13 protein-coding genes are annotated in these 13,363 nt (G+C 67.7%); 12 read left to right on the top strand and 1 reads right to left on the bottom strand.

The window, feature by feature from the left end; all coding sequences use genetic code 11:
- Positions 1–95: 95 nt before the first annotated feature.
- The 12 genes from pstS (C1927_RS07350) (at position 96) to rnt (ending at position 10,076) form a co-directional block, all read left to right on the top strand.
- Positions 96–1,115 carry a phosphate ABC transporter substrate-binding protein PstS gene (gene pstS / locus C1927_RS07350; RefSeq protein WP_079221295.1) on the top strand — a complete coding sequence of 340 codons (1,020 nt, stop codon included), beginning with the start codon at positions 96–98 and terminating at the stop codon, positions 1,113–1,115.
- 415 nt (positions 1,116–1,530) lie between these two features.
- Positions 1,531–2,619 (top strand): phosphate ABC transporter substrate-binding protein PstS, encoded by a 1,089-nt coding sequence (pstS, locus tag C1927_RS07345; protein ID WP_079221294.1) that lies wholly within the window; start codon positions 1,531–1,533, stop codon positions 2,617–2,619.
- A gap of 79 nt (positions 2,620–2,698) precedes the next feature.
- Positions 2,699–3,667, top strand: coding sequence for a phosphate ABC transporter permease subunit PstC (pstC, locus tag C1927_RS07340; protein WP_079221293.1), 969 nt, complete (start codon positions 2,699–2,701; stop codon positions 3,665–3,667).
- Positions 3,667–4,530: a phosphate ABC transporter permease PstA gene (gene pstA / locus C1927_RS07335; protein ID WP_079221292.1), complete on the top strand. Its 864-nt coding sequence runs from the start codon at positions 3,667–3,669 to the stop codon at positions 4,528–4,530. Before pstC ends, pstA begins: the two co-directional genes overlap by 1 nt.
- Before the next feature lie 19 nt (positions 4,531–4,549).
- Complete coding sequence (pstB, locus tag C1927_RS07330) at positions 4,550–5,380, top strand: phosphate ABC transporter ATP-binding protein PstB (protein WP_079221291.1); 831 nt, start codon at positions 4,550–4,552, stop codon at positions 5,378–5,380.
- A 65-nt stretch (positions 5,381–5,445) separates the two neighbouring features.
- Positions 5,446–6,153: a phosphate signaling complex protein PhoU gene (gene phoU / locus C1927_RS07325; RefSeq protein WP_079221290.1), complete on the top strand. Its 708-nt coding sequence runs from the start codon at positions 5,446–5,448 to the stop codon at positions 6,151–6,153.
- 294 nt (positions 6,154–6,447) lie between these two features.
- The gene (locus C1927_RS07320; RefSeq protein ID WP_108746316.1) at positions 6,448–6,804 is read left to right on the top strand and encodes a hypothetical protein; all 357 of its coding nucleotides are present in this window, start codon (positions 6,448–6,450) and stop codon (positions 6,802–6,804) included.
- Positions 6,791–7,666: a DUF692 domain-containing protein gene (locus tag C1927_RS07315; protein WP_108746315.1), complete on the top strand. Its 876-nt coding sequence runs from the start codon at positions 6,791–6,793 to the stop codon at positions 7,664–7,666. The genes C1927_RS07320 and C1927_RS07315 overlap by 14 nt, the downstream gene beginning before the upstream one ends.
- Positions 7,659–8,414 carry a putative DNA-binding domain-containing protein gene (locus C1927_RS07310; RefSeq protein ID WP_108746314.1) on the top strand — a complete coding sequence of 252 codons (756 nt, stop codon included), beginning with the start codon at positions 7,659–7,661 and terminating at the stop codon, positions 8,412–8,414. Before C1927_RS07315 ends, C1927_RS07310 begins: the two co-directional genes overlap by 8 nt.
- A gap of 27 nt (positions 8,415–8,441) precedes the next feature.
- Positions 8,442–8,954 carry a DoxX family protein gene (locus C1927_RS07305; RefSeq protein WP_108746313.1) on the top strand — a complete coding sequence of 171 codons (513 nt, stop codon included), beginning with the start codon at positions 8,442–8,444 and terminating at the stop codon, positions 8,952–8,954.
- Positions 8,955–9,038: 84 nt separating this feature from the next.
- Positions 9,039–9,356, top strand: a complete 318-nt coding sequence (locus tag C1927_RS07300) for an RcnB family protein (protein WP_079221285.1) — start codon at positions 9,039–9,041, stop codon at positions 9,354–9,356.
- Positions 9,357–9,491: 135 nt separating this feature from the next.
- Positions 9,492–10,076: a ribonuclease T gene (gene rnt, locus C1927_RS07295; protein ID WP_012510544.1), complete on the top strand. Its 585-nt coding sequence runs from the start codon at positions 9,492–9,494 to the stop codon at positions 10,074–10,076.
- Positions 10,077–10,201: 125 nt separating this feature from the next.
- On the opposite strand, the gene C1927_RS07290 is transcribed toward rnt, so the two are convergent.
- Positions 10,202–13,159, bottom strand: a complete 2,958-nt coding sequence (locus C1927_RS07290; protein ID WP_108747794.1) for a ligand-binding sensor domain-containing diguanylate cyclase — start codon at positions 13,157–13,159, stop codon at positions 10,202–10,204.
- Between the last annotated feature and the right edge of the window lie 204 nt (positions 13,160–13,363).

Raw genomic sequence — 13,363 nt, 5'->3', positions numbered from 1 at the left:
GTCATATGACAGACGCGGGCGTGTCACGTAACCGTTATGGAATGTGCACCGAAACGTTGGGCAGCCGCCCATCGACCACCCCAGGAGTCTCTCCCGTGATCCACGCCTTCAAGTCGCGCGCCGCTGTCGCCATCCTGGCTGCATCGTCCGTGTTTGCCGCCAACGCCGCCGATGTCACCGGCGCGGGCGCTTCGTTCATCTACCCGGTCATGTCCAAGTGGTCGGCGGACTACAGCACCGCGACCGGCAAGAAGGTCAACTACCAGTCCATCGGTTCCGGTGGTGGTATCGCCCAGATCAAGGCGGCGACCGTGGACTTCGGTTCGTCCGATGCCCCGCTGAAGCCGGAAGAGCTGGCTGCTGCCGGCCTGGCCCAGTTCCCGTCGGTCATCGGCGGCGTGGTGCCGGTCATCAACGTGGCCGGCGTCGCCCCGGGCGCGCTGAAGCTGGACGGCCCGACCCTGGCCAACATCTTCCTGGGCAAGATCAAGACCTGGAACGACCCGGCCATCGCTGCCCTGAACAGCGGCCTGACCCTGCCGAACGCCAAGATCACCATCGTCCACCGTTCGGACGGTTCGGGCACCACCTTCAACTTCGTCAACTACCTGTCCAAGGTCAGCCCGGAGTGGAAGACCAAGGTCGGTGAAGGCACCTCGGTCCAGTGGCCGGCCGGCATCGGCGGCAAGGGCAACGAAGGCGTCGCTGCCTACGTGAAGCAGATCAAGGGCGGCATCGGCTACGTCGAACTGTCCTACGCACTGCAGAACAAGATGTCCTACGCGGCGATGAAGAATGCTGCCGGCAAGATCGTGCAGCCGTCGGACGCCTCGTTCTCGGCCGCAGCCGCCAGCGCTGACTGGGCCAATGCCAAGGACTTCTACCTGGTCATGACCAACGCCCCGGGCGAGCAGGCGTGGCCGATCACCGCCACCAACTTCATCCTGGTGCGCAAGCAGCCGAAGAACGTGGCCGGCGCCAAGGCGACCCAGGAGTTCTTCCGCTGGATCTACAAGAACGGTGATGCGCAGGCCAAGCAGCTGGACTACGTGCCGCTGCCGGACACCCTGGTCAAGCAGATCGAGACCTACTGGACCCAGAACCTGAAGTACTGAGCAAGGCGTTCCCCCGCAGGAACGGGGATCGGCGGGTCCTCTCTCCCCCGCCGATCCCAACCGGGCGCTGGACCTTCGGGTCTGGCGCCTTTCTTTTTTGGGGGGCCTGGCCCGGCCCCTGCCCTTGTAGAGCCGAGCCCATGCTCGGCTGCTTTTCGCCTTTGTAGAGTCGAGCCATGCTCGACTATGGCCCGCCAGCCGAGCATGGGCTCGGCTCTACAAGGGCCCGCCGCGCGCATTCCAGCGCCCCGGACGGCGCCGGGCAGCCCCGCCACGGGGCCGCTGACCCCGTGAAACCCTTGTCAGAACGTGATGTCCGACACCTCTGTCATGGACGTCATACGGCTGTAACAAAAACATCATTTCATAGCCGCATCCGCCGACGACGTCGGCTCTTCCCCGCTATGGAGTGAACATGAAACTGCACTCGGCCGGCCTCGCCGCCCTTTCCCTGGCCATCGCCCTGGGCCTGTCGGCCTGCGGTGGCGACAAGCAGGCTGCGCAGCAGCCGGCTGCCGACGCAGCCGCCGCCCCGGCCGCTGCCGGCGACAAGGTGACCGCCGAGGTCTCCGGCGCCGGCGCTTCCTTCATCTTCCCGCTGGTGTCCAAGTGGTCGGCCGACTACAACACCGCCACCGGCGCCAAGATCAACTACCAGTCGATCGGTTCGGGCGGCGGTATCGCCCAGATCAAGGCCGGCACCGTTGATTTCGGTTCCTCGGACAAGCCGCTGAGCAGCGACGAGCTGGCCCAGGCCGGCCTGGCCCAGTTCCCGTCGGCCATCGGCGGCGTGGTGCCGGTCGTCAACATCGAAGGCCTGGAAGCCGGCAAGCTGCGCCTGACCGGCGCCCTGCTCGCCGACATCTTCCTGGGCAAGGTCAAGACCTGGAACGACCCGGCCATCGCCGCGGCCAACCCGGGCGTGACCCTGCCGGACGGCAAGATCACCATCGTCCACCGTTCGGACGGTTCGGGCACCACCTTCAACTTCTCCAACTACCTGTCCAAGGTCAGCCCGGAGTGGAAGACCAAGGTCGGCGAAGGCACCTCGGTGCAGTGGCCGGACGGCGTCGGTGGCAAGGGCAACGAAGGCGTTGCCTCCTACGTGAAGCAGATCAAGGGCTCCATCGGCTACGTCGAGCTGGCCTACGCCCTGCAGAACGCCATGCCGTACACCGCCCTGCAGAACGCCGCAGGCACCTGGGTGCAGCCGAACGCTGAAACCTTCGCCGCCGCTGCTGCCAGCGCCGACTGGGCCAGCGCCAAGGACTTCAACCTGGTCATCACCAACGCCCCGGGCGAGCAGGCGTGGCCGATCACCGCCACCAACTTCATGCTGATGCAGAAGAAGCCGAAGGATGCCAAGCGCAACCAGGACACCCTGGCCTTCTTCAAGTGGGCCTTCGAAAACGGCCAGACCCAGGCCAACGAGCTGCACTACGTGCCGCTGCCGGCCGAACTGACCAAGCAGATCGAGGCCTACTGGGGCACCGAGCTGAAGTGATGGACCCGACGGTGCCCGCCCCGCGCGGGCGCCGTCACTTCCACGTCGTGCCGCCCCCTTTCCTGGCCCTGCCGTCCCCATGAATGCCATCGCCCAGCCTGTAGCAGCCCCGTCCACGCGCGATGCGCGTGATGCCCGCAACGACAAACTGTTCCGATGGGTGCTGGTCGGCACCGTCATCTTCGTCCTGATCGCCCTGGCCTGCGCCGCGCTGTCCATGCTGTGGGGCGGCCGCCATGCCCTGCAGATGCAGGGCCTGAGCTTCTTCTTCTCCTCCGACTGGAATCCGGTCGAAAACAAGTTCGGCGCCCTCGCCCCGATCTACGGCACCCTGGTCACCGCGTTCATCGCGATGGTCATCGCCGTGCCGGTCAGCTTCGGCATCGCCTTCTTCCTCACCGAAGTCGCGCCGCGCTGGCTGCGTGGCCCGGTCGGTACCGCCATCGAACTGCTGGCAGGCATTCCCTCGATCATCTACGGCATGTGGGGCCTGTTCGTGCTGGTGCCGGTGATGACCGAGTACGTCACCCCGTTCCTCAACGAAACCCTGGGCGAATGGCCGATCATCGGGCCGATGTTCCAGGGCCCGCCGCTGGGCATCGGCATGCTCACCGCCGGTTTCGTGCTGGCCATCATGGTCATCCCGTTCATCTCCTCGGTGATGCGCGAAGTGTTCCTGACCGTGCCGACCCGCCTGAAGGAATCGGCCTACGCGCTGGGTTCGACCAAGTGGGAAGTGAGCTGGGACATCGTCCTGCCCTACACCCGCTCGGCCGTCATCGGCGGCGTCTTCCTCGGCCTCGGCCGTGCGCTGGGCGAAACCATGGCCGTGGCCTTCGTGATCGGCAACAGCGTGCGCCTGTCGCCGTCGCTGCTGGAACCGGGCACCACCATCGCCGCGCTGATCGCCAACGATTTCGGCGAGGCCACTGAAACCTACCGCTCGGCGCTGCTGCTGCTCGGCTTCGTCCTGTTCATCGTCACCTTCGTCGTGCTGGCCATCGCCCGCCTGATGCTGATGCGCCTGTCCCGCAAGGAGGGCAACTGATGTCCACCACCGCTGACTCCCTGTACCTGCGCCGCCGCATCGGCAACGTCATTGCCATCGCGCTGTCCTGCGCCACCGCCCTGTTCGGCCTGTTCTTCCTGGGCTGGATCCTGTTCACCCTGGCCGCCAAGGGCCTGGCCGGCATCAACCTGGATCTGTTCACCAAGATGACGCCGCCGCCGATGCAGGAAGGCGGCCTGGCCAATGCCTTCTTCGGCAGCGCGGTGATGTGTGCGCTGGCGATCGGCATCGGCACCCCGCTGGGCGTGCTGGCCGGTACCTGGCTGGCCGAGTACGGCAATGCCCGCAAGGCCGGCACCGTGGTCCGCTTCGTCAACGACATCCTGCTGTCGGCGCCGTCCATCGTGCTGGGCCTGTTCGTCTACACCCTGTACGTGATGCAGACCGGCGGCAACTTCTCCGCCTTCGCAGGTGCGCTGTCGCTGGCCTTCATCGTGCTGCCGGTGGTGGTGCGCACCACCGACGAGATGCTGCGCCTGGTGCCTTCGCAGATGCGCGAAGCCGCCCTGTCGCTCGGCATCCCGCAGTGGAAGGTGATCGTGCAGGTGCTGTACCGCAGTGCGTCGGCCGGCATCATCACCGGCATCCTGCTGGCGCTGGCCCGCATTTCCGGTGAAACCGCCCCGCTGCTGTTCACCGCCTTCGGCAACCAGTACTGGAACAACAACATCTTCCAGCCGATGGCCTCGGTGCCGGTGGTGATGAACCAGTTCGCCGGCAGCCCGTATGAATCCTGGCAGGTGCTGGCCTGGGCCGGTGCCCTGGTGCTGACTGTCTTCGTGTTGCTGGTCAGCCTTGCCGCTCGTGGCATCCTGCTGCGCAACCGTATCTCCCATGACTGACCTTTCCGTGGATAACGCCATGAACGACCTCTCCAACGCCGTGCCCATGCAGCGCATCGCGGTGCCGGCCTCGCACGAGAACCTGCACGCGCCGTCGCCGGTCAAGCTGGCCGCGCGTGGTCTGGACTTCTACTACGACAAGTTCCACGCCCTGAAGGGCATCAACCTGGAGATTCCGGAAAAGCGCGTGACCGCGCTGATCGGTCCTTCCGGTTGCGGCAAGTCGACCCTGCTGCGCATCTTCAACCGCATCTACGCGCTGTACCCGAAGCTGGAAGCGCGTGGCGAGGTGCTGCTGGACGGCGAGAACATCCTTTCGCCCAAGTACCCGATGAACCGCCTGCGCAGCAAGGTGGGCATGGTGTTCCAGAAGCCGGTTCCGTTCCCGATGACCATCTTCGAGAACGTGGCTTACGGCATCCGCCACCACGAGAAGCTGAGCAAGGCCGACATGGCCGACCGCGTCGAGCAGGCCCTGCGCCAGGGCGCGCTGTGGGACGAAGTGAAGGACAAGCTGGGCCAGAGCGCACTGGGCCTGTCCGGTGGCCAGCAGCAGCGTCTCTGCATCGCCCGTGCCGTGGCCCTGCGCCCGTCGGTGCTGCTGCTGGACGAGCCGACCTCGGCGCTGGACCCGATCTCGACCAGCCGCATCGAGCAGCTGGTGGAAGAGCTCAAGCACGAGTACACCATCGTCATCGTCACCCACAACATGCAGCAGGCTGCGCGCGTGTCCGACTACACCGCCTTCATGTACCTGGGCGACCTGATCGAGCACGACCGTACCGAAGTGATCTTCTCGCAGCCCTCGCAGCGGCAGACCGAGGACTACATCACCGGTCGCTTCGGCTGATCGGTGTCGTCCCCTCGCCACATGTCCCAGCCAGGCGTGGCCTGGCTCTACCCGGATTGCAGACCATGAATCTTCCCAACGACCACATCGTCAAGAGCTACGACGAAGAGCAGCAGCGCCTGGTGGCCGAAATCGTGCGCATGGGCGAGATGGCTGTCGCCCAGCTGGAGGCGTCGATGGACGTCATCGAGAAGCGCGACGAGAACGCCGCCCACCGCATCATCGCCAACGATGAAGCCATCGACCAGCTGGAGCAGCAGATCAGCCACGACGTGATGCGCCTGGCCCTGCGTGGCCCGATGGCCCGCGACCTGCGCGAGATCCTGGCCGGCCTGCGCATTCCGGCCGACATCGAACGCATCGGTGACTACGCCGCCAACGTCGCCAAGCGCTCCATCGCGCTGGGCAAGGTGCCGCCGCTGCCGCAGATCCAGGGCCTGCGCGCCCTCGGCCGCCTGGCCGCGCAGCAGGTGCGCCGCGCCATCGCCGCCTACCGCGACAACGACGCCGAAGCCGCCATCGCCCTGCGCCAGGACGACGCCCGCCTGGACGCGCAGTACACCGCGCTGTTCCGCGAGCTGCTGACCTACATGATGGAAGACCCGCGCAACATCACCCCGTGCACCCACCTGCTGTTCATGGCCAAGAACCTGGAGCGCGTGGGCGACCACGCCACCAACATCGCCGAGAACGTGTGGTTCCTGGTGCACGGCGAGCAGCCGCTGCCGCCGCGCGAGAAGCGCGACGAGACGTCCAGCACCGACCACGTCTGATACTGCGCTGCAACAGCGCAAGCGCGTCCGGAGGCCCCTGTCGGCATGACAGGGGCCTTTTTTGTACGCGCGATCCGGGCATTCATCCACGCATGGCGTGGATCTACTGGATATGCGGCAATCCTCACGCCAGCAGTAGATCCACGCCATGCGTGGATGCCGTGCGCGGCCCCCCCCTTCCCGCCTGCGGCAATCCTCACGAAAATTTGAGGTCTCGGCGAGGATTCCTTGAGTAGGATCGCTGCACCATCGTTTCACCCCGGGCGCCCGCCCACCACCCAAGGAGTACGACCGATGAGCAGTTCCAACAAGACCCTGTCCCTGCTGACCGCCACCGCCCTGGCTGCAGGGCTGGGCGTGACTGCCAGTGCTTCGGCCCTGAGCATGACCGACCTTGCCCAGGGCTACCTGGTGGCTGGCCAGGCGGCCAAGGCCGGCGATGCCAAGGCAACCGACGCCAAGGCCGGTGACGCCGCCAAGCATGCCGAGGGCAAGTGTGGTGCCGACGGCAAGAGCGCCGAAGGCAAGTGCGGCGCCGACAAGGGCAAGGCCAAGGCCGGCGCGGGCGCCGATGCCAAGGCAAAGACCGCCGGCGACAAGAAGGCCGCCGAAGGCAAGTGTGGCGAAGGCAAGTGCGGTGCCAAGCACTGACGCTGCCGCCAGCGTCGTTTCCCCGCGGCTGCCGCTTCCAGCGGCGGCCGTCGGGCTGGGCCTGCGGCGGGCACTGCTGCAGGACCTGCACGACGCGCCGGCCGGCGATTTCGATTTCCTGGAGTGCGCGCCGGAAAACTGGATCAACGTCGGCGGTCCGGCCGGCGATGCCCTGGACGAACTGGCCCGGCGCCATCCGCTGAGCTGCCACGGCCTGTCGCTGTCGCTGGGCGGCAGCGCACCGCTGGATACCCAGCTGCTGCAGCAGGTCGGCCGCTTCCTCGAGCGCTACCGCGTGCCGCTGTACAGCGAGCACCTGAGCTACTGCAGCGACGAAGGCCAGCTCTACGATCTGCTGCCGATTCCGTTCACCGATGAAGCGGTGCGCCACACCGCCGCCCGCATCGCCCGCGTGCAGGACCTGCTCGGCCGCCGCATCGCAGTGGAGAACGTGTCGTACTACCTGGCGCCGCAGCCGGCGATGGACGAACTTGCCTTCACCAACGCGGTGCTTGCCGAGGCCGACTGCGACCTGCTGCTGGACGTCAACAACGTGTACGTCAATGCCTGCAATCACGGCTACGATGCCGACACCTTCATCGCCGGGCTGCCGGCCCAGCGCATCGTCTGCCTGCACGTGGCCGGCCACCTGGACGAGGCACCGGACCTGAAGATCGATACCCACGGCAGCCCGGTGATCGACCCCGTGTGGGCGCTGCTGGAACGCAGCTACGACCGCTTCGGCCCGCGCCCCACACTGCTCGAACGCGATTTCAACTTCCCGCCCTATGCCGAGCTGCAGGGCGAACTGCGTACCATCCGCCGCCTGCAGGCCACGTTGCGCGAGGCTGCCCATGGCTGATGCACCCGAGCGCCTGCGCGCGCAGCAGCACGCCTTCACTGCGCACCTGCGCGACCCGCAACAGGTGCCGGCCCCGGCCGACCTGGACCCGCGGCGGGTGGCGGTCTACCAGCGGCTGCTGTTCAACAACCTGCTGGGGCTGCTCGGCACGGGGTTCCCGGTCTGCGTGCGCCTGCTCGGCGAACCTGCGTGGGCCGACCTGGTGCGCCATTACTTCGCCCACCATCGCGCACGCGCGCCGCTGTTCACCGCCGTGGCGGCCGAGTTCGTGCAATGGCTGCAGGCACAGCCCGAGCTGCCGCACCCGGCGCTGGCCGAGCTTGCCCACTATGAGTGGGTGGAAACCGACCTGTACCAGCGCGCGGCCCAGCCGCTGCCACCGGCACCCGGCGTCGACCCGCTGCAGGCCCCGCTGCGCTGCTCACCGCTGGCCTGGCCGCTGCTGTACGCGTGGCCGGTACACCGCCTGGGCGCCGACGATGCACCGGCCACCCCGCCCGCCGAACCCACCGCCCTGCTGGTCCGCCGCGATGCCGATGGCGTGGTGCGCTTCGCCCAGCTCAGCCCGCTGGCCGCGCACCTGCTGATCCTGATCGACGAAGCACCCGGCGCCAGCGGCCAGCAGCAGTTGCAGCAGCTGGCCACCCTGCACCACCTCGACGCCGACGCATTGGCCGAACCTGGCACCCAGCTGCTGCAGCAGTTCCTCCAGGCCGGCGTGATCGGCCCGCTGCCCGCCGTGGCCTGATACCCCCCAACGAGGAGTTCCCCCCTGATGAACACCCTGCCCCTGGCCGCCGTGCGCGGCCAGCTGGATCGCTGCGGCCCGTGGCTGGCCCCCCTGGGCCTGCGCCTGCTGCTGGCCTGGGAATACTTCGAGTCCGGTCGCGAAAAGCTGCAGGGCCAGAATTGGTTTGCCGAACTGCAGGGCGCGTTCCCGTTTCCGTTCGACCAGTTGCCGGCCAGCGTGAACTGGCAGCTGGCGACCTGGTTCGAACTGGTCGGCGCGGCCTGCCTGCTGTTCGGCCTGGGCACGCGTTTCGCGGCTGCCAGCCTGCTGGTACTGACCGTGGTGGCCACGTATGCGGTGCATTGGCCCATGCATTGGGATTCGCTGGGTGAACTGGCGATGGGCTATGCGATCAGCGACCAGGGGTTTGGCAATTTCAAGCTGCCGGCGTTGTTCATGGCGATGCTGCTGCCGTTGCTGTTCAACGGCGCCGGGCGCCTGAGCGTGGACGCGTGGGTGGCCCGTTACACGCCGATACGCACCGAAACTGCGGAATAGCCCGATTTAATCGCCTATTCATAAAAAAAATCCGATGCTGGATCCGTGGCCTTGATGACCACGTCCCTCCCCCGGAGTCGCCCCATGAAGCGTCTGATTGTTGCCACCCTTTCCCTGGCCCTGCTGGCCACCGCCGTCTCGCCCGCGATGGCGGCTCCGTATGGCGCCGGTGGGCGCGACGACCATCACGGCCACAAGGACCGCCACGACGACCGCCGCGATCCGCCCCGTCGCGGCCACAGGCTGGCCCACGACCACCGGGGCGAGTACGTGCGCGATTACCGCCGCCATGGCCTGCATGCCCCCGCCCGCGGCCAGGAATGGCGCAAGGTCGATGGCCGTTACGTGCTGGTTGCCGTGGCCACCGGCATCATCGCCGACGTGGTGCTGGCGCGCCGCTGATCCCCGTTCAGCGCCCCGGCCATGCAAGCCATGGCCGGGCGCTCAGGGTCGCTCTGCTAGAATCCGCGCATGAATGACCCCACCCCCGCAGCTGAAGCCGTCCCTGTTTCCGTAGTTCCGATGGCGCAGCGCGCGATGTCGCAACGCTTCCGCGGCTTCCTGCCGGTGGTGGTGGACGTGGAAACCGGCGGTTTCGACAGCCAGCGCAACGCGCTGCTGGAAATCGCCGCGGTGCCGATCGAGATGGACGAGAACGGCCTGCTCTACCCGGGCCAGACCGCCAGCGCCCACGTGGTGCCCGCCGAAGGGCTGGAGATCGACCCGAAATCGCTGGAAGTGACCGGCATCATCCTCGACCACCCGTTCCGGCTGGCCAAGGAAGAAAAAGCCGCGCTGGACCACATCTTCACCCCGGTGCGCGCGGCGATGAAGAAGTACGGCTGCCAGCGCGCGATCCTGGTCGGGCACAACGCCCATTTCGACCTGGGGTTCGTCAATGCGGCAGTGGCACGCACCGGCCACAAGCGCAACCCGTTCCACCCCTTCAGCGTGTTCGACACCGTCACCCTGGCGGGTATCGCCTACGGGCAGACGGTGCTGGCGCGTGCGGCCAATGCCGCAGGGCTGGGCTGGGATGCCAACGAGGCACACAGCGCGGTGTACGACACCGAGCAGACCGCGCGGCTGTTCTGCACCATCGCCAACGCCTGGCCGCGGTAGAACCACGCCGTGCGTGGGTGAAACGCATCGGCCGTGCGGACCAACGGTCCGTACCCACCATTCAATCTGGGTCCGCACCCACCCTCCAACCTGCCCGGTAGATCCACGCCCTGCGTGGATAGGCATCAACCGATGCTGGTGCGGTCGCGGCCATCGCTCTTGGCGCGGTACAGCGCGCGGTCGGCGCGCTGGTACAGCAGCGCCGGGGTGCGGTCGTCGGCCGCCAGTTCCACCAGGCCCGCGCTGAAGGTCACCCGCAGGCCCTTCACCCCGGCCCAGTCCGGATGGTCATGGAACAGGCCGCGCAGGCGCGCGCAGACCTGGGCTGCTTCTTCCAGCCGCGTATCGTTGAGCAGCAGCGCGAACTCTTCGCCGCCGGTACGCGCCGGCAGGTCCGAATCGCGACACGCCGCGGCGATCACTTCCGCCACTTCCTTCAGCACCAGGTCGCCGATGCTGTGGCTGTAGGTGTCGTTGACGTCCTTGAAGTGGTCGATATCCAGCACCACCAGGCTCAGCGGGTGGCCGCTGCGCTGCGAGCGGGCGAAGTCACGCGCCAGCGTCTCGTCGAAGCCACGGCGGTTGGCCAGGCCGGTCAGCGCATCCTCGCGGGCCTGCCGTTCGAACGCTTCGGCCTGCCGTGCCAGGCGCTCGGCCAGCTCGGTCTTCTCCTGGTTCAGTGCCTGCAGGTGCACGGTCTGCGCCTGCAGGTCGAAGGTCGCCTCATCCACGCGGCGCGCCAGGCGCAGGTTGTTGGCCTTGTACTGCTGCAGCAGGAACCGGTACAGCGCCACCAGCGCGCCCAGCAGCAGCAGCCCGATCATCGCCTGCACGCTGTGCCGCTGCCACCAGAACGGTTCGACGGTGAAACTCCACACCGCCTCCTGCTGGCCCCAGGCACCGCCGGGGTGCGAGGCCGCCACGTGCAGGGTGTAGTCGCCCGGTGGCAGGCCGACGAACTCGACGCTGCGCTGCGGGCCGCGCTCGACCCAGCTGGTATCCAGCCCGTCCAGGCGCGTGCGGTAGCGGATGCGGTCGGACATCAGGTAGCTGAGGCCGACGAAGCTCACTGCCAGCCGGCGCCCGCCGGGAATCAGGTTGCGCTCGGGGCCTTCCCAGTGCACCTGCGCGCCATCGACCTGCACGTTCTCGATCGCCGCCGGCGGTGCCGGGCGCTCGCGGAAGCGCTGCAGGCGCTGCGGGTCCACCGTGCTCAGGCCACCGGCAGTCACCACCCAGAAGGTGCCGTCCTGGCGCAGGATCGCCGAGGGCGCCGAGCTGCCGTTGGCCTGTGCGTTGGCCATCCCGTCGATCTCGTTGTAGCGCTCCACCGTCACCCGCGGCGCGCGGCCGTCAGCCACCGCGTTCAAGGTCGCCATGTCGGTGCGCAGCACGCCCCGGTTGCTGCTGATCCACACATTGCCCAGCCGGTCGGGCACCAGCTGGAACACCGCATCGACCGGCATGCCCTGCTCCAGGCCGACCCGCGACAGGCGGTTCCTGTACCAGCGGTACAGCCCGCGGTCGCTGCTGATCCACATCGCTTCGCCGATCTGGTGGAAGCCGAACACACTGCGGCCGCCGCCCATCGGTGCCAGATCGATGGACTGCACATGGTCGCCGCGCAGCACGCGGATGCCCTCGATGGTGCCGATCCACAGGTTGCCCTGGTGGTCGTGTTCCAGCGCGGTGATCAGGCCGTTGGGCATGCCCGGCGTGTTCGCCACCCGCACGCGGTCGCCATCGATGCGCACCACGCCCTTCTGGGTGCCGGCCCAGACCACACCGGACGGATCGACGCTGATCGCACGGATGTTGCCACCCGGCATGCCATCGGCCGCATCGTAGTTGTGGCGCAGGCTGCCATCGGCGCGCAGGCGGTAGACGCCGTCGCCGAAGGTGCCCACCCAGAGGTCGCCGCCGGGGTCCTGGGCCAGGCTGAGCACCGACGCCGCCTTGCCGCCACGGTTGTGCAAGACCATCGGCCGGAAGCGGCCGTCGGCGGTCTGCTGGTCCAGGCCGCTGGCGCTGCCCACCCACAGCCGGCGATCGCGGTCCTCGAACACGGTGCGCACGTAGTCACCGCTCAGCCCATCGCGTTCGGTGTAGCTGCTGAACAGCGTTTCGCGCAGGCGGTACAGGCCGCCGTTGGCGCCGACCCAGATGCTGCCTTCGGCATCCTCGCGCAGGCTCACCACGCGCCCGCCGGGCAGGTTCAGGCCGGCCGGCAGGCGTTCCAGGCCGTGGCTGGATATACGCAGCAGGCCCTGGTTCTCGGTACCCAGCCAGATATCGCCGTGGCGGTCCTGCAGCATCGCGGTCATGTGCAGCTGGCCCGGCAGGCTGTGGACCAGCACCAGGCGGTCATCCTCGACCCGGTACAGGCGCTCGCCGGCCACGATCCACAACGCGCCATCGGGTGCGCGATAGGGCCAGGTCAGGCCCTTGCCCACGCCCCATCCGGCCGGTGCACGCTTGAGTTCGCCATCGTTGTCGCGCAGGACCAGGCCATCGAGGGTGCCGATCCAGACCCGGTCCTGGGCATCGACCACCAGCTTGGTGAAGCTCATCGCCAGCGGCAGGTCCGGCGGCGGCGGCTGGTAGACGATGCCGGTTTCGGGCGTCAGGTACGCGATGCCCTTGCCTTCGTACAGCAGCCACAGGCGCCCCTGGCTGTCCATCTGCATCGACTGGATCAGCACTTCCGGGGTGTTGGCCTCGTGCTCCCAGACCCGCCACTGGCCAGCGCTGCTGCGGTAGGTCACGTTGCCACGCGAATCCGTGATCCACAGCCCGCCCTGGCGGTCCACCAGCAGGGCACCGATGCCATTGTCGCGCAGCCCGGGCCGCGTGCTGCGGTCGAACACGGTGAAATCCAGGCCGTTGTAGCGCACCAGGCCTTCCCAGGTGGCAAACCACAGGTGGCCTTCGGGGGTCTGGGCGATGTCACGCAGCGAGTTGTGCGGCAGGCCGTTGCGCGACGTCCACACGTCGATGGCGTAATCGCGCAGCGGCGGTGCGGCGGTCTGCGCCGCCAGCGGCGAGGCCAGCCACAGCAACAGCCACAGCACACCGAGCCGCAGCAGGCGACCGATGTGATGTTCCGGGTGGCGCCCCGCCAGGCGCCTGCCAGCCCCCTGCCCGCCCATTACTGCAGCGGCGGCGGCCAGGTGCGGTTGCCGCGCACGGCAACAGGCAGGAACAGGAACAACCGGGCGGCACGGGGCCGCGCGCCGGTGCGAACAGGCTGGCTCATCGCGTGAACTGTGGGGAGATGGGGCGAATGA

The sequence above is a fragment of the Stenotrophomonas sp. ZAC14D1_NAIMI4_1 genome (genome assembly GCF_003086775.1).
GTDB lineage: Bacteria > Pseudomonadota > Gammaproteobacteria > Xanthomonadales > Xanthomonadaceae > Stenotrophomonas.
The sequence above is the reverse complement of the archived record's forward strand: the minus strand, read 5'-3'. Positions and strand labels throughout refer to the sequence as shown.

Coding starts and splice junctions, on each gene's coding strand:
- pstS (WP_079221294.1), top strand. CDS start 1,531: ATGAAACTGCACTCGGCCGGCCTCGCCGCCCTTTCCCTGGCCATCGCC.
- pstC (WP_079221293.1), top strand. CDS start 2,699: ATGAATGCCATCGCCCAGCCTGTAGCAGCCCCGTCCACGCGCGATGCG.
- pstA (WP_079221292.1), top strand. CDS start 3,667: ATGTCCACCACCGCTGACTCCCTGTACCTGCGCCGCCGCATCGGCAAC.
- pstB (WP_079221291.1), top strand. CDS start 4,550: ATGAACGACCTCTCCAACGCCGTGCCCATGCAGCGCATCGCGGTGCCG.
- phoU (WP_079221290.1), top strand. CDS start 5,446: ATGAATCTTCCCAACGACCACATCGTCAAGAGCTACGACGAAGAGCAG.
- C1927_RS07320 (WP_108746316.1), top strand. CDS start 6,448: ATGAGCAGTTCCAACAAGACCCTGTCCCTGCTGACCGCCACCGCCCTG.
- C1927_RS07310 (WP_108746314.1), top strand. CDS start 7,659: ATGGCTGATGCACCCGAGCGCCTGCGCGCGCAGCAGCACGCCTTCACT.
- C1927_RS07305 (WP_108746313.1), top strand. CDS start 8,442: ATGAACACCCTGCCCCTGGCCGCCGTGCGCGGCCAGCTGGATCGCTGC.
- C1927_RS07300 (WP_079221285.1), top strand. CDS start 9,039: ATGAAGCGTCTGATTGTTGCCACCCTTTCCCTGGCCCTGCTGGCCACC.
- rnt (WP_012510544.1), top strand. CDS start 9,492: ATGTCGCAACGCTTCCGCGGCTTCCTGCCGGTGGTGGTGGACGTGGAA.